Here is a 14,949-nt window from a genome sequence, read left to right on the forward strand (position 1 = left end):
AGCGAAGTCAAAGGAGCACTGCCATGGCCGTCACCAGCGAAGCAACCACCCTGTGGTTCGGATCACTCACCGAAGGTTCGGGCACGACCTCGCTCGATTCGTCTGACGCCGGGGAGTTTCCGGTGACCTGGGCCGCGCGCTCAGAAGGCGTCAGCGGTCGCACCAACCCAGAAGAGCTGCTCGGCGCCGCGCACTCCGCGTGCTACTCGATGGCGCTCAGCCACGCGCTCAGCCAGGCAGGGCACGCGCCCGAGAGCCTGCAGGTGACGGCGGCCGTCACGTTCGTGCCGGGCGAGGGAATCACCGGCAGCCATCTGCTGGTGAGCGCCAAGATCGCCGGCATCAGCGCTGAAGAATTTCAGACGTTCGCCGAAGAAGCGAAGACCGGATGCCCGGTCTCGGCCGCACTGACCGGCACGTCGATCACGCTCGAAGCCTCGCTCGCCTAGTGGCGGCGGCAACGCCGATGCGCGTGCTCATCGCGGGCGCGTCGGGCATGATCGGCACCGAGCTGCAGCGGCAACTGGCGGCCGAGGGGCATGAGGTGCGCACCCTCGTGCGCCGTCGGCCCCGCACCGAGACCGAGTTCTCGTGGGCACCGGAGGCACGGGTTCTCGATGCGAGCGTCTTCGACACGGTCGATGTCGTCGTGAATCTGTCGGGCGCGTCGATCGCGCGGATTCCGTGGACTCGCGGCTACAAGAAGCAGATTCTCGACTCTCGTGTGCAGGCGACGCGCGCACTCGCCGAAGGCATGGCCAGGGCGAAGACGCCTCCGCGCGTGTTCATCAGCGGCTCTGCCGTCGGGTTCTACGGCGACCGCCCGGCCGCCCGGCTGACCGAAGACGCGGCCAAGGGCGAGGGATTTCTCAGCGATGTCGTCGCCGCCTGGGAAGAAGCCGCGATGCTGGCTCCGGAGAAGACCCGCACCGTGGTCGTGCGCACCGGACTCGTCGTGGGCGACGGCGGCGCGATGACGCCGCTGAAGCTGCTCACGAGCGTCGGCGCTGCCGCGCGCATCGGCACGGGAGGGCAGCACTGGCCGTGGATCAGCCTCTACGACGAGGCGGCCGCGATTCGCCACCTCATGACGTCGACGCTGCGCGGGCCCGTGAACCTGGCTGGCCCCACCCCGGCCACGAGCGACCGCATGACCCGCGCGCTCGCGACGGCGATGCGCCGGTGGCATCTGTTCACGATTCCGGAGGGTCTCATCGCGGGGCTCATGGGCGATGCCGGTCGTGAGCTGCTGCTCTCGAGTCAGAAGCAGATTCCGGCGAAGCTGCTCGCCGATGGCTTTCGCTTTCGGCATGAGACGGTCGAGCAGGCGATCGAGGCTCTCGTCAGGCCTCAGCGGGGGGGGCGACCAGTCGCCCCCCGAGGCTGACCGCCCCGATTGATGCGGATGGCCTCGCGCAGCGCCCACCGCGCACGCCTGCGGTCTCGCGCGGCGTCGTAGGCGAGCGCGAGTCGAAACCAGTGCTGCCAGTCGTGCGGGTTCTGACGCACCTCGGCGGCATAGCGCTCGAAGGCCTCGTCGGCAGCCTGCCGCTCGATGCGCCCGCTCGCACTCGCGGGCAGCGCCTCGCGCGGCATGCCGCCGTCAGCCTCGAGGCGACGAGCCAGTGACTCGGCGCGAAACCCGAAGACGATCTCGGCGGCGAGAGCCCAGGCCCCGATGACCGGCAGCACGACGAGCGCCCACCCGATCGCCTGCGCGACCGGCACGGGGTCTGCGATGAGCCGCGCGGCATAGCCGAGCACGACGACGAGGTAGAACGCGAGCAGCCCGGCCATGCCGAGTGCCGCCCATCGGGTGCGAGTCACTCGTCGTCGCCGGAGGTGTCGTCGCCCGCAGAGTCGTCGGCACCAGAGCCGTCGGCGCCCGGCGTGAGACCGATGAGCGAATCGAGCCCCACGATGAGCCCCGTGGCGGTCGCCGCCGCGCGCAGGCCGAGCAGAATACCGGCGTCGTATGAGCTCGCCGACAGCGTCTCGTGCGTCACGGTGACGAGCTCACCGATGCCGCCGAAGTGCACGTCTTGCCGCGCGACGGCACCCTGCAGGCGCAACGAGTGAATCGGCACGCTCGCGACCTGCTGGCCTCGCGCCCGCTGGTCGGTGTGCGGGGCCACGACGGGGCCGAGCTCGCTGCGCGCATGCCCGATGAGCTCGGCTGTGCGCACCGCTGTGCCCGAGGGCGAGTCGACCTTGGCCGCGTGGTGGGTCTCGACGATCTCGATCGACTCGAAGTATCGAGCGGCGACGGTGGCCAGGTGCGTGGCGACAACGCTGCCGATCGAGAAGTTCGGAATCACGATGACCCCGCAGTCGGGGTGGGCATCGACGAGGGTGCGCAGCGAGCGCAGCCGGTCTTCGTTCCAGCCGCTCGTGCCCACGAGCACATTGAGCCCGTTGCGCACGGCGTGGTCGACGACGGTGGGTGATACGCCCGGAGTGGTGACATCGAGCACGACGTCGGCTCCGAGCATCTCACCGAGGTCGCTGCGAGAGTCGAGCTGCGCGACGAGCGAGAGGTCGCTCTGCTGCTCGATCAGTGCGCACGCAGAAGACCCGAGCCGCCCGCTCGCACCGACGACGGCAACTCGTGTGACCATGCGGCCATCCTACGGCGCACTCGCGACGCCTAGGCTGAGCGCATGGTGACCTGGCGAGACTCCCTGCCGAGCAACGAGTCGGCGCTCACACTGCTCGACCAGTACTTCACCGCGCGCGCCGCCGACTTTCCGGCCGGGCCAGACGCCTACCGGCGCGCCCAGCCCCTCGACGCGCAGTTCGCGCCGCCGCACGGCGTCTTTCTGCTCGCCGAGGGAGAGAACCTGTCTGGCGAGCCAGCCGACATCGGTTGCGGTGGCGTGAGACGCATCGACGACGGCCCGCACGGCTCGCGTTTCGAGGTCAAGCACCTGTGGGTGCAGCCCCACGCGCGTCGCCTCGGCGTCGGCCGGGCTCTCATGGCCGAACTCGAGCGTCGGGCTGCCGACCTCGGCGCCGCCGAGCTCGTGCTCGACACGAACGACAGTCTCGAGCAGGCGGCGGCACTGTACCGCTCGCTCGGCTTCTCTCAGATCGAGCCCTACAACGACAACCCCAACGCGACGACGTGGCTGGGCAAGCAGCTCACGCCAGGCTGAGAAAGAGCTTCTCGAGATCGGCGACCTCGACCGGGTCACCGGTGCCGTCTTCGCGCAGGCACTCTTTGAGTGCCGAGGCGATGATCGCGAAACCCGCCCGGTCGATGGCGCTGGATGCTGCGCTCAGCTGGGTGACGATCTCGCGGCAGTCGCGACCGTCGTCGATCATCGAGAGCACGGCTCCGAGCTGCCCCTGCGCTCGGCGCAGGCGATTGGTGATCTTCTTGGCCTCGTCGGCGGGAATAGTGGTCATCGGTCGTCTCCTGTCTGGTAGTCGAGCCCGCGCTGCACCCAGGCCATCGTGCCGCCCGCGACCGAGACCGCGTCGAACCCGTTGGCGTTGAGGTAGTCGGCGGCGCGCAGGCTGCGCGCACCCGAGCGGCAGATCACGTAGAGCGTCTCGTCGCGCGGAAGGGCATCCAGTGCATCGGGGATCGTGCCGAGCGGCACGAGTCGCACCCCCGGCACATGCGCATCGATGTACTCATCGACTTCGCGCACGTCGACGACCGTCGCGCCGCGGTCGAGCTCGATGACCAGCTGGTCGACGGTGATCTCTTCTGCCACGGTGTTCTCCTTCGTCGGTGGTCGGGTCACGGGGTCGAGACTGCTGCGGTTCCGGCCCGCCACGTCGTGTACCCACCATCAAGATTGGCCACGGTGACACCGTACTGCCGAAGCAGCGCCGCCGCGGTGTGGCCGCGCTGACCGACCTTGCACGTGACGATCACACGCTCGCCGCGCAAGCGCTCTGCGTGCTCGCGCAACGAGTCGAGCGTGATGAGCTCGCTGCCCGGAATCGCCCCGAGGGCGTTCTCGTCGGCGGTGCGAACGTCGACGAGCTTCCAGCCCTCGGCCATGCGCGACGCGAGCTCGTGCCACTGCACGCTCTGCTCGCCGTCGATGAGGTTGTCGTCGACGTAGCCGAGCATGTTGACGGGGTCTTTCGCCGAGCCGAACTGCGGGGCGTAGGCGAGCTCGAGATCGGCGAGGCCGCGAGCCGGAATGCCGCCGGCCATCGCCGTCGCGATGATGTCGATGCGCTTGTCTGCGCCGCCGCCGACAGCCTGCGCGCCCAGAATCGCATCGGTGCCGGCATTGACGATGAGTTTGAGCGACAACTGCTCGGCACCCGGGTAGTAGCCGGCATGGTCGGTCGGGTGGGTGTGGATGACCCTGATCTCGCGGCCCTCGTCGCGCAGTTCTCGCTCGGTGCGACCGACCGCGGCGGCGGTGAGCCCGAACAGCCCGATGACGGCCGTGCCGAGCGCGGGCACGGCGGCGTGCGGCCGACCGGCGATGGCATCGGCCGCGAGGCGGCCGTGCCGGTTGGCGAGACCGGCGAGCCACACGGGAGACGGGTCGCCGTCGAAGCGCTGCTTCACGACGGCGTCGCCGACGGCGAAGATCGCGGGATCTGACGTGCGCTGGTGCGCGTCGACGACGATGTAGCCGCGGGCATCGAGATCGAGACCCGCGTCGCGTGCCAACCCACTCTCGGGCCGCACCCCCACCGAGAGCACGACGAGGTCGGCGGGCAGTGTCGCGGCTCCCCCGTCGAGCACGACGTGGTCGGGCTCGATGCCGCTGAGCGCCGTGCCGAGGTGCAGCTCGACTCCGTTGGCGCGCAGCCGCTGCGCGACGATGTGCGCCATCTCGGCGTCGAAGGGCCGCAGCACCTGGGGCAGCATCTCGACGACGGCGACGTCGAGGCCGCGGTGTCGCAGGTTCTCAGCGAGTTCGAGGCCGATGAAGCCTGCGCCGGCGACGACGACTCGGTGAGCATCCGTCGCCGCGTCGATGATGCGATCCATGTCGGCGATGTCGCGCAGCACGAGACCGCGCTCGACCCCAGGAATCGGAATGCGCAGAGGCGAGGCGCCGGGGCTCAGCACGAGTGCGTCGTAGCTGAGCGACTGCTCGTCGCCGCTGTCGAGCGCGCGCACCGTGACCGTGCGCGCCTCGCGGTCGATCGCGACGGCTTCGGTGCGCACGCGCACGTCGAGCGCGAAGCGGGCGCCGAGCGACTCTGGAGTCTGCAGAATGAGAGCGCTGCGATCGTCGATGACTCCGCCGACGTGGTACGGCAGCCCGCAGTTGGCGAACGAGACGTGCTCGCCTCGTTCGATCACGATGATGCGAGCGTTCTCGTCGAGGCGGCGGAGCCTGGTGGCGGTCGACATGCCGCCGGCGACGCCGCCGACGATGACATAGGTGCGCGGTGTGGTCATGAGCACAGCCTATACCCCCTGGGGTATTCATCGTGGGATGTTCGCCCTGGGCAGAGCACGGCCCGACTCTCGCTCTCAGCCGGCTCACGAGCTTCAGCCAGAGCACTGTGCCAGAGTCGGCACTATGGCCCGACCCGCCCTCACCACGCGACTGCGCGGCCGGGTGCTCACCATGTTCTCAGGAGAACCCGACGGCACCCCCGATTGGGTGCGAGTGCTCGAGACCGGAGACGACGAAGGCTACTTCGGGCCAGGCTCGGCCGTCTGGCAGGTGCACAGCGGCATGCCGACGGTCGTCGCCGGCATTCGAGCGCTGCTCATGCAGACGCTGCACCCGGGCGCGATGGCCGGGGTGCACGACCACTCGCGCTTTCGCGAAGACCCGCTCGGGCGGCTCGCCGGAACCGTGCGATGGGTGCTGACCACCACGTTCGCCGATCGCGCGCAAGCGCGAGCGGCGTGCGAGTGGGTCGCTCGCCTGCACGAGTCGGTGCGCGGTGAGTACCTCGACGCCGAGGGCAACCTCGTCGCATACTCGGCCGCCGACAGCGACCTCATCGCGTGGGTGCACTGCGTCTTCGCCGATGCGTTCATCGGCAGTCATGAGACCTGGGGAGGCGCGATCAGCGGCGGGTCTGACCGGTACGTCGCCGAGTGGGCGACGGCCGGCATCTTGATGGGGATGCCCGACCCCCCTCGCACCCGCGCCGAGCTCGACGCCCGCATCGCGTCGTACCTTCCCGTGCTGCGACGAGACGCCCGCGTCGACGACGCCGTGCGGTGGCTGCGCAACCCGCCGCTCGGCAGAGGCATCGGGCCGGCCTACCGCATGCTGTTCGCCGGCGCTGTCGCCTCGCTGCCCTCCCCGTATCGAACGCTGCTCGGCCTGAGACGACCGTGGTGGCCAGCCCTGACGATCACCAGAGCAGCGCTGTGGTGGTTGCGGCTCGTGCTCGGGCCGGAGTCGTCGAGTCTCAGCTACACGAAACGACGGCTCGCTCGACTCTCGGGCACGCAGTCGGCCGGGCCAACGCCGACCCGCTAGAACGGCTGCTCGACCGGCAGCCCGGTGCGCAGCTCGACGGGCAGGTGCCCCAGATCGTTGTGAGTCACGAGCACCGGCGGCTTCGCCGACCGCACTCGAATGATGGTCAGGCCACAGTTGGCCTGGTTGACACCCATCCACCGCCACGCCGGGGCGCCGAACACCTCGCGCACGAACCAGGCGATGACGAAGTTGTGGGTGATCAGCAGATCGTGCCGGTCTTCGCGAGACGGCGACAGCCACTCTGAGGTGGCGTCGGCCATCTGAGCCTCCCCCGCGGCGATCTCTTCAGGCGTGATCGCTCCGAAGAACGGCTCGAACGCGTGCGGCATGTCGGGCGTCGGGCCCGAGGGGATGCAATCCATGAGCAGGGCAGACGGCTGCGGCTCGATCGCGGGCATGAGCTGGGTCATCGAGAGCGCGGTCTCGACCGCGCGCTGCAGCGGCGAGGTGTGCACGCTCGCGAACGGCACGCCGCTCAAGCGCTCGGCGATGGCGCGCGCCTGGCGTTGACCGCGGCCGCTGAGCGGCCCATCGGGAAGCCCGTGCTCGGCATCTTGCTGCTCACCATGACGCACCAGATACACATACCGAGACACGACCCACGCTCCTCATCAAACCCCGTCGAGCATAGGCCATCGATGTGAGCGAGCTGGTGACCAGCAGATGAGCACGCGGGGACAGACAGCACGGTCTGTCCCCTCTGGTACTGTGGGGGAGTTCGCGCCACCGGCCGGCCCACCCGAGGCCTCAAGACCGGTGCTCTTCACCTTCTGGAGTTCGTGGTGACATCTCTACTGCAGGCCGAGACCACTCGGCGCATGGCTCCTGCCAAGGGTCGAATTCTGGCCGCAGCGACCTCGCTGTTCGCCGCCGAGGGCATCCGCTCGGTCGGCGTCGATCGGCTGATCCAGCAGTCGTCTGTCACCAAGGCGACGTTCTACAAGCACTTCGGTTCGAAAGACCGCCTCATCCATGACTACCTGCAGGCGGCGTCGGTGGCGAGCATCAGCGAACTCGACGACATCATCGTGAGCGCCGACTCGGCTCGAGCTGCGCTCTATGCGATCGCCGATGCCGTTCGCGACGCTCTGCACAACGACAAGTTTCGCGGGTCGATGTTCATCAACGCCGCTGCCGAGTTTCCTGACCCTCGAAGCGCTGTGCGACTCGTGGTCGCCGATCACCACGAGGCGGTCTCAGAACGCTTCACGCAACTGCTGCAGCGGCTCGAGCATCCACTCGCCGGTGAAGCGGCAGACGAGCTGATGCTCGCCTACGTCGGTGCCTTCTCGTGGGGCCACGTCGGCGACCCGATCGGAGCCTCGGTCGCACTGCGGCGCACCATCGACCGCATCGTCGCCGACGCGTCGCCCGCTGCCTGAGCCCTCACAGACTCGGCGTCAGGCGCTGGCGCGATCGAGTTCGGTGAGCTGCTGGCGTGACAGCGGGGTGCGCGGCGCCGACATGATCTGGTCGAGCTGATCTGCTGAGCTCACTGAGACGACCGGCGCCACCACGCGCGGCCGACTCAGCAACCAGGCCAGCGCGATCGTGGCGACCGACGACTGCGCCTGGTCGGCGACGCGGTCGAGCGCCGTGATCACCCGCGCACCTCGACGCGTCAGATACGGCACGACCTCGTGGCCCCGGCGGTGACGCTCGAGGTCGCCTCGCGTGCGGTACTTGCCCGTCAGAAAGCCCGCCGCCAGGGCGAACCTCGGCAGCACCCCGAGATCGAGCTGAGCAGCGATGCGCGCGAGGTCTTTCTCGTATTCTTCGCGATGCATGAGGTTGTAGTGCTTCTGCACCGCCACCATGTGGGCGACCCCCAACTGAGCAGACGCGATGCGCGCTTCGAACAGGCGATTCGCGGTGTGATCGCTGCCGCCGAAGTAGCGCACGTGTCCCGCGCGGATCAGCTCATCGACGGCCAGCAGGGTCTCGTCGAAAGGGGTGTCTGGGTCATCGACGTGCAGAAAGAGCAGATCGATCTGCTCGACGCGCAGCCGACGCAGTGATGCTTCGACCGCGGCTCGAATCGCGGGGGCCGAGAGCCCAGGATGGTCTGGCCCTTTGCCCACCTTCGTCGCGATCGTGAGCGAGTCGCGATTGCCCCGAGCGCGCATCCAATTGCCGATCATGATCTCGCTACGCCCACCCGCGTACGCGTCTGCGGTGTCGATGAACGTGCCCCCGAGCTCGACGAACCGGTCGAGAATCGCGGTGGTCGTCGGGCCGTCTGCCGTCCACCCAAAGACGGTGCCGCTGAGAGCGATCGGAAACACCGACAGATCGCTCGGCCCCACGCGCCGAAGCACCGCATTCGGCCCGGTACCCAGCGGCGCGTCGAGCGGCTCGGGGCTGGCAGCGGGGGCGTTCACGGTTCGGCGTCTCTCTCGCGACCCCTCGGTCGGGGCAGTCGGTGGTGTGTGCGAGGCTAGCGCCTCACCGATGCGAGAGAGGCTCACGGCGCGCGATCGTTATCGTGCCGTGTCGAACGAGGTGACGCTGCACAGAGCGACGCCGGTGCGACCACATCGTCAGACATGGTCGCACCGGCGCTCGAGACGCTGCCGTCAGCGCGAGAGAGGGTCAGACCCCCTGCACGCGCTTGATCTGCGCCGACTCGTCGACGCTGCTCTGCTTCGCAGCACGCACCGCGATGAGACCGAAGCCCACCTTGTTGAGCACATCGGCGATCACGTAGATGATCGCGGCGACGCCGATCGCGAGCGCAGCGTCGCTGCCGCTCAGCTCGAGAAACTCTTGCGTGGCGGTTCCGATCGGGTAGATGGCCCAGCCGGCGATGACGAACCACTTCATGATCGACACCGCGCGCTGCACGTGGGCGGGCGCGTCAGCGCCGAGCTTGAGCGTGTAGACGACGTAGACGATGTAGAGCCACGCTGCCGACGAGATCACGAAGAAGACGATGTTGCCGATCGATCCCGGAACACCGATCTCACCGAGGTAGCCGGTGACGATCATGACGATGTCGGCGATGATGAGCTTCGTCAGCAGCCCTTTCTTGAGCGCGCCGGCGATGGCCACGATGAGCGCGAACTCGACGAGCAGCAGCGGCGTGGTGAGCAGCCAGTCGATGTACCGCAGCGGCAGGGTCGCGTCGACGTCGGCCGCCGTGATCTCGCCGCCCGGAAACTTGACGACGTCTTTCATGACGTAGTACATGATCGCGGCGATGAAGGTGATGACCGCGGCATACGTCGCCACCGAGCGCAGCTCTGGCTTGAGGTCGTTGCGCTCGAGATAGAACCACAGGGTTCCGGCCGCCATGGCGACGAACCCGAGCATGAAGAACGCTTGCACAATCTGGAAGTCCACAATTCTCCTTCGAATCGTGTCGGAGGGCGCCACAAAGAGGCTCGCCGACAAGGGGGTTGACGATGAGTGCGAAGTGTCGACACACGCCAGGATCGGGGCCAGAGCGAATCGATTTCAGTGAGACTGTACGCCCGAGTCTGCGCTGCCACCCGGGGATTCGCTGGAAGTCGCCGTGAGCCGGCTGTGTGTTTCGAGCGCGAGCGCTTGACTCCAAGTTGAACACACGTTTAGCATGTTGAACATGCGTTCACCCTCGCCCGATCTGACGACGCGCGCCCGCATTCGGGATGCTGCGCTCGAGCTGTTCGGCGCGCAGGGCTTCAGCGCCACCACCGTGAGAGCCATCGCCGATCGCGCCGACGTGAGCGCCGCCCTCGTCATTCACCACTTCGGCAGCAAAGAAGAACTGCGTGCGGCGTGCGACGCCGTCATCGTCGACGAGATCATGGGGCGCAAGTCGGCGACGCTCGCCGACATGGGCTCGCAGGCCGACCTCTCGGCCACCATGCGGGGGTGGCTCGCCGACATGGACACCTTTCGCCCCAGCTTCGACTACCTCGCCCGCATGATCATCGACGGGGGCGAAGCGGGGCAGGCCCTATTCGACGCGCTCGTCGACCGCACCGAAGCCATGATCGCCGAGGGCGTCGCCGCCGGCGCCATGAACACACCCAGCGATCTGCGCACCACCGCTGTCGTCGTCGCCAGCTACGGCGTAATGCCGCTGCTGCTCGAACGCCACATAGGGCGGGTGATGGGCGGCGACGGCCTCACGCTCGACATCGTGCGCCGCCTCACCGTTCCGATGCTCGAGATCTACACTCACGGGCTCTACGCCGACGACACCGCGCTCGCAGCAGCGACCGCTGCCCTCGAGGGTGTGCTCGACACCAGCCGGGGCCCGCACTCTGACAAGGGCGCTGGCGACCCGAACCAAGACCCCGACCCGCCCGAGTAGGCATCAGCAGACGACTCACGGCGCCATCAGGCGCTTCACCACGACGAAAGGAACCGGGGATGACCCCCGTCATCGAAACACGGGCGCTCACGAAGCGCTACGGGCGCCGTACGGCCCTGCACGGCATCGATCTCGCGATCGAGCCGGGCCGCGTCTTCGGCGTCATCGGCCCCAACGGGGCCGGCAAGACCACGACCATGCGCGTGCTGCTCGACATCATCAGGGCCACGAGCGGCGACGTTCGGGTGCTCGGCCACGACCCGCGCACTGCGGGCCCCGCCCTGCGGCGCAGAATCGGCTACCTGCCTGGCGAGCTCTCGATGGAGGGCCGAGTGACAGCACGCTCTCTGCTGACGCACTACGCCCACCTCAACGGCTCGAGCGACACCGCGCGCATCACTGCGCTCGCAGACCGCCTCGGCCTCGAGCTCGGTCGCCCAGTGCGCTCGCTCAGCAAGGGCAACAAGCAGAAGGTCGGGCTCGTGCAGGCATTCGCCCACTCCCCCGAGCTGCTCGTGCTCGATGAGCCGACGAGCGGACTCGACCCCCTCGTGCAGCAGGAGTTCTTGAGCATGGTGCGCGAGGCTCGAGATGCCGGCCAGACGGTGTTCTTGAGCTCGCACGTGATCAGTGAGATCGAGCAGGTGGCCGACGATGTGGCCATCTTGCGTGATGGCCGCATCGTCGACGTCAGCACCGTCGCGCAGCTGCGCGCGACGGCGCAGCGAGACGTGCGCGTGACCGTGCAAGCATCGACCGGTGCCTCGCTTGCTGAGAGACTCGCCGCCCTCGAGTCGGTGACCGACATCACGGTGTCGAGCGACGCAGACCGCGACATTGTGTCTGCTCGGCTCAGCGGCGGTATCCCCGCCTTCGTGTCGTCGCTCGCGACGTCAGACCTGCTCGACCTCGTCGTGCAAGAACCCGACCTCGAACGCACCGTGCTGCACTACTACGGCTCGCAGACGGCGAACGGCGAGGTGACGGCATGAGCGCGCTCCCCCTGTTTCGTCGTGCACTCGCCGACTCGTGGCGCGGGCTCATCGGCTGGGGTCTCGGCGTCACCGCGGTCGTCGCGATGTACCTGCCCCTCTACCCCTCGATCGGCGGAAACCCGCAGTTCATCTCGATCATCGAGAGCATGCCGCCCGAGCTGATCGCCGCTCTCAACTTCGATCAGATCACGTCGGGCGCGGGCTACACGCTCGGCACGGTGTATGGCCTCTTGGGCTTCGTGCTGCTCACGATCGCTGCGGCGGGATGGGGTGCGAACGCGATCGCCGGTGACGAAGAGCGGGGCACCCTCGAGCTGACGCTCGCGCACGGCGTCAGCCGGCCTCAGGTCGTGCTCGAACGCCTCGCGGCGATCGTGGTGAAGATCGTCGCTCTGGTGCTCTGGGTGACACTGCTCGTCGCCGCCCTCAACGAGCCGAGCGAGCTGAGCATCAGCGGCGAGGGAATCATCGGCGGCGGACTCGCCCTGCTCGGAACAGGGCTCGTCACAGCAACGCTCGCGCTGCTCGCGGGAGCCATCACGGGTCGACGATCGATCGCGGTCGGCGTCGGCGCCGGCAGCGCCGTGCTGGGCTACGCCTTCAACGCTCTCGGCAACCAGAGCATCGACCTCGAGTGGCTGCACGCCGTCTCGCCGTACTACTGGGCGTTCGGCACCAACCCCCTCGAGGGAGACATGGCGGCCAGTGTCTGGCTGCTCTACGCAGTCGCTCTCGTCGCGAGCGCGATATCAGTGCTCGCCTTCCAGCGCCGCGACGTCGGCGTCTGATCGCGCGCCGCTCGCGCGCAGACGACGGATGCCCGCCCTCGGTTCGAGGGCGGGCATCCGTTCGTTCGTGCGAGGCGGCGGCAGTTAGCCGTCTTCACCCTCGGCGGGGGCGTCGCCGCCCTCGCCCTCAGCCAGCACCGGGGCGAGCGAGAGCTTGCCTCGGTCGTCGGTCTTGGTGATCTCGACGAGGATCTTCTGGCCGACGGCGAGCACGTCTTCGACGTTCTCGACGCGCTTGCCACCCGCGAGCTTGCGCACCTCGCTGATGTGCAGCAGGCCGTCTTTGCCGGGCATGAGCGAGACGAAGGCACCGAAGGCTGCGATCTTCACGACCGTGCCCAGGTACTGCTCGCCGACCTCGGGGTTGATCGGGTTCGCGATCGCGTTGACCTGCAGGCGAGCCGCCTCGGCCGACGCACCGTCGACAGCACCGATGTAGACGGTGCCGTCTTCCTCGATCGAGATCTGCGCGCCGGTCTCGTCCTGGATCGAGTTGATGGTCTTGCCCTTGGGGCCGATCAGCTCGCCGATCTTGTCCACCGGAATCTGCACGCTGATGACGCGAGGGGCCGTCGGGGCCATCTCGTCGGGCGCGTCGATCGCCTGGTTCATGACGGCGAGAATCGCCATGCGGGCGTCTTTCGCCTGGCCCAGCGCCTGCTGCAGCACCGACGACGGGATGCCATCGAGCTTGGTGTCGAGCTGGATGGCCGTGACGAACTCGCTCGTGCCGGCGACCTTGAAGTCCATGTCGCCGAGCGCATCTTCGGCACCGAGGATGTCTGTGAGAGCTGCGTAGCGGGTCTCACCATCCACGACGTCGCTGATGAGGCCCATGGCGATGCCCGCGACGGGCGCCTTCAACGGCACACCCGCGTTGAGCATCGAGAGCGTCGACGCGCAGACCGAGCCCATCGACGTCGAGCCGTTCGAGCTCAGCGCCTCGCTCACCTGACGGATCGCGTACGGAAACTCTTCGCGGCTCGGCAGCACCGGCACCAGAGCGCGCTCGGCGAGGAAGCCGTGCCCGATCTCGCGGCGCTTGGGGCTGCCCACGCGGCCGGTCTCACCGGTCGAGTAGGGCGGAAAGTTGTAGTGGTGCATGTAGCGCTTGCTCGTGACCGGGTTGAGCGAGTCGATCTGCTGCTCGAGCTTGAGCATGTTCAGCGTGGTGACTCCGAGAATCTGAGTCTCACCGCGCTGGAAGATCGCCGAACCGTGCACGCGCGGGATGACCTGCACCTCTGCGTCGAGCGCACGGATATCGGCCAGCCCGCGGCCGTCGATGCGCACGCCCTCGGTGAGCACGCGCGCGCGCATGATCTTCTTCGATACCGACTTGTAGGCGGCCCCGAAGTCTTTCAGCGACTCTTCGGGCAGCGAGCCGTCGGCGATCTTCGCTTCGATGGCCTGCTTGGTGCGGGCCTTCAGTGCGTCGTCTGCCGTCTGGCGCTCGACCTTGTCGGCGATCTGGTAGACACCCGCGAGCTCGGCCTGAGCCGACTCTTCGACGGCGCTGTAGAGCTCGGCGCTGTACGAGAGAAACACGGGGTAGTCCTGGATCTCTTTCGCCGACTGCGCGGCCAGCTCTGACTGGGCCTTCGCGAGCTGCATGATGAACGGCTTCGAGGCTTCGAGGCCCTGGGCCACGATCTCTTCGCTGGGCTTGACGGCGCCGCCCTGGATCAAGTTCCAGCTGCCCTCGGTGGCTTCGGCCTCGACCATGGTGATCGCGACGTCTTCAGAGCCGTCGGAGTTGGTGACGACTCGACCGGCGACGATGATGTCGAAGACTGCTTCAGCGAGCTGGCTGTGCTTGGGGAAGGCGACCCACTGGCCTCCGCCGTTGTTGTCGGGCATGAGCGCCAGTCGCACCGAGGCGATCGGGCCGCTGAACGGCAGCCCCGAGATCTGCGTCGAGGCACTCGCCGCGTTGATCGCGAGGGCGTCGTAGAACTCGTCGGGAGCGATGCTGAGCACCGTGATGACGATCTGCACCTCGTTGCGCAGCCCCTCGATGAAGGTCGGGCGCAGGGGGCGGTCGATGAGGCGGCACACGAGGATCGCTTCGGTCGACGGACGACCTTCGCGACGGAAGAACGAGCCGGGAATCTTTCCGGCGGCGTATGCGCGCTCTTCGACGTCGACCGTCAGCGGGAAGAAGTCGAAGCCCTCACGGGGGTGCTTGCCGGCGCTCGTCGCGCTCAGCAGCATGGTCTCGTCGTCGAGGTAGGCGGCGACGGCGCCCTGGGCCTGCTGCGCGAGGCGGCCCGTTTCGAATCGAACAGTGCGCTTGCCGTACTTGCCGTTGTCGAGAATCGTCTCGGCGAACTTGATTTCAGGACCTTCCACGAGGTCTCTCTCCTTTGCGTCTGTGCACGAGCTCTCCGTCTGAGAGCGCGCGCGTACACGCGGAGCAGGAGCGGGCAGGA

At 67.9% G+C, this 14,949-nt stretch carries 17 protein-coding genes; 8 read left to right on the forward strand and 9 right to left on the reverse strand.

From position 1 onward, the window contains the following. Nucleotides 1–23: 23 nt before the first annotated feature. The gene (locus KIT89_RS05015) at nt 24–449 is read left to right on the forward strand and encodes an OsmC family peroxiredoxin (RefSeq protein ID WP_297603536.1); all 426 of its coding nucleotides are present in this window, start codon (nt 24–26) and stop codon (nt 447–449) included. Next, on the forward strand, nt 449–1,387 hold the full coding sequence (locus KIT89_RS05020; RefSeq protein ID WP_367275883.1) for a TIGR01777 family oxidoreductase: 939 nt from the start codon (nt 449–451) through the stop codon (nt 1,385–1,387). The genes KIT89_RS05015 and KIT89_RS05020 overlap by 1 nt, the downstream gene beginning before the upstream one ends. Here the strand turns inward: KIT89_RS05020 and KIT89_RS05025 are convergent. Both KIT89_RS05025 and dapB read right to left on the reverse strand, forming a co-directional pair. Beyond that, nucleotides 1,351–1,827, reverse strand: coding sequence for a hypothetical protein (locus KIT89_RS05025; protein WP_297603538.1), 477 nt, complete (start codon nt 1,825–1,827; stop codon nt 1,351–1,353). The genes KIT89_RS05020 and KIT89_RS05025 overlap by 37 nt on opposite strands. Beyond that, nucleotides 1,824–2,618, reverse strand: coding sequence for a 4-hydroxy-tetrahydrodipicolinate reductase (dapB, locus tag KIT89_RS05030; RefSeq protein WP_297603539.1), 795 nt, complete (start codon nt 2,616–2,618; stop codon nt 1,824–1,826). Before dapB ends, KIT89_RS05025 begins: the two co-directional genes overlap by 4 nt. 42 nt (nt 2,619–2,660) lie before the next feature. Between dapB and KIT89_RS05035 the strand changes: the two genes are divergently transcribed. After that, nucleotides 2,661–3,155, forward strand: coding sequence for a GNAT family N-acetyltransferase (locus KIT89_RS05035; protein ID WP_297603540.1), 495 nt, complete (start codon nt 2,661–2,663; stop codon nt 3,153–3,155). Here KIT89_RS05035 and KIT89_RS05040 read toward each other — a convergent pair. From KIT89_RS05040 to KIT89_RS05050, 3 genes are read right to left on the reverse strand one after another with little or no spacing between them, the layout of a single operon-like run. Further along, nucleotides 3,142–3,408, reverse strand: a complete 267-nt coding sequence (locus KIT89_RS05040) for a metal-sensitive transcriptional regulator (RefSeq protein WP_297603541.1) — start codon at nt 3,406–3,408, stop codon at nt 3,142–3,144. The two genes, KIT89_RS05035 and KIT89_RS05040, sit on opposite strands and share 14 nt — an antisense overlap. Next, on the reverse strand, nt 3,405–3,752 hold the full coding sequence (locus tag KIT89_RS05045) for a rhodanese-like domain-containing protein (protein ID WP_297603542.1): 348 nt from the start codon (nt 3,750–3,752) through the stop codon (nt 3,405–3,407). Before KIT89_RS05045 ends, KIT89_RS05040 begins: the two co-directional genes overlap by 4 nt. Next, nucleotides 3,749–5,386 carry an FAD-dependent oxidoreductase gene (locus tag KIT89_RS05050; protein WP_297603543.1) on the reverse strand — a complete coding sequence of 546 codons (1,638 nt, stop codon included), beginning with the start codon at nt 5,384–5,386 and terminating at the stop codon, nt 3,749–3,751. Before KIT89_RS05050 ends, KIT89_RS05045 begins: the two co-directional genes overlap by 4 nt. Nucleotides 5,387–5,510: 124 nt before the next feature. On the opposite strand from KIT89_RS05050, the gene KIT89_RS05055 reads away from it, so the two are divergent. Beyond that, nucleotides 5,511–6,431 carry an oxygenase MpaB family protein gene (locus KIT89_RS05055; protein ID WP_297603544.1) on the forward strand — a complete coding sequence of 307 codons (921 nt, stop codon included), beginning with the start codon at nt 5,511–5,513 and terminating at the stop codon, nt 6,429–6,431. Here the strand turns inward: KIT89_RS05055 and KIT89_RS05060 are convergent. Then, nucleotides 6,428–7,030, reverse strand: coding sequence for a histidine phosphatase family protein (locus KIT89_RS05060; RefSeq protein ID WP_297603545.1), 603 nt, complete (start codon nt 7,028–7,030; stop codon nt 6,428–6,430). The two genes, KIT89_RS05055 and KIT89_RS05060, sit on opposite strands and share 4 nt — an antisense overlap. 186 nt (nt 7,031–7,216) lie before the next feature. On the opposite strand from KIT89_RS05060, the gene KIT89_RS05065 reads away from it, so the two are divergent. Then, nucleotides 7,217–7,816, forward strand: coding sequence for a TetR/AcrR family transcriptional regulator (locus tag KIT89_RS05065; RefSeq protein ID WP_297603546.1), 600 nt, complete (start codon nt 7,217–7,219; stop codon nt 7,814–7,816). 18 nt (nt 7,817–7,834) lie between these two features. Here the strand turns inward: KIT89_RS05065 and KIT89_RS05070 are convergent, their stop codons facing one another. Both KIT89_RS05070 and KIT89_RS05075 read right to left on the reverse strand, forming a co-directional pair. Continuing rightward, a complete protein-coding gene (locus KIT89_RS05070) occupies nt 7,835–8,815 on the reverse strand; it encodes an aldo/keto reductase (RefSeq protein ID WP_297603547.1) in 981 nt (326 codons plus the stop codon). A gap of 211 nt (nt 8,816–9,026) precedes the next feature. Next, nucleotides 9,027–9,776: a bacteriorhodopsin gene (locus tag KIT89_RS05075; RefSeq protein ID WP_297603548.1), complete on the reverse strand. Its 750-nt coding sequence runs from the start codon at nt 9,774–9,776 to the stop codon at nt 9,027–9,029. 241 nt (nt 9,777–10,017) lie between these two features. Here KIT89_RS05075 and KIT89_RS05080 point away from each other — a divergent pair, with 241 nt between their 5' ends. From KIT89_RS05080 to KIT89_RS05090, 3 genes are read left to right on the forward strand one after another with little or no spacing between them, the layout of a single operon-like run. Further along, complete coding sequence (locus KIT89_RS05080; protein ID WP_297603549.1) at nt 10,018–10,734, forward strand: TetR/AcrR family transcriptional regulator; 717 nt, start codon at nt 10,018–10,020, stop codon at nt 10,732–10,734. 59 nt (nt 10,735–10,793) lie between these two features. Then, nucleotides 10,794–11,726 carry an ABC transporter ATP-binding protein gene (locus KIT89_RS05085; protein ID WP_297603550.1) on the forward strand — a complete coding sequence of 311 codons (933 nt, stop codon included), beginning with the start codon at nt 10,794–10,796 and terminating at the stop codon, nt 11,724–11,726. Beyond that, complete coding sequence (locus KIT89_RS05090) at nt 11,723–12,517, forward strand: ABC transporter permease subunit (protein ID WP_297603551.1); 795 nt, start codon at nt 11,723–11,725, stop codon at nt 12,515–12,517. Before KIT89_RS05085 ends, KIT89_RS05090 begins: the two co-directional genes overlap by 4 nt. A gap of 84 nt (nt 12,518–12,601) precedes the next feature. Here KIT89_RS05090 and KIT89_RS05095 read toward each other — a convergent pair whose 3' ends face one another. Continuing rightward, nucleotides 12,602–14,869 (reverse strand): polyribonucleotide nucleotidyltransferase, encoded by a 2,268-nt coding sequence (locus KIT89_RS05095; protein ID WP_297603552.1) that lies wholly within the window; start codon nt 14,867–14,869, stop codon nt 12,602–12,604. Nucleotides 14,870–14,949 lie beyond the last annotated feature (80 nt).

The sequence above is a fragment of the Microcella sp. genome, assembly GCF_025808395.1.
GTDB lineage: Bacteria > Actinomycetota > Actinomycetes > Actinomycetales > Microbacteriaceae > Microcella.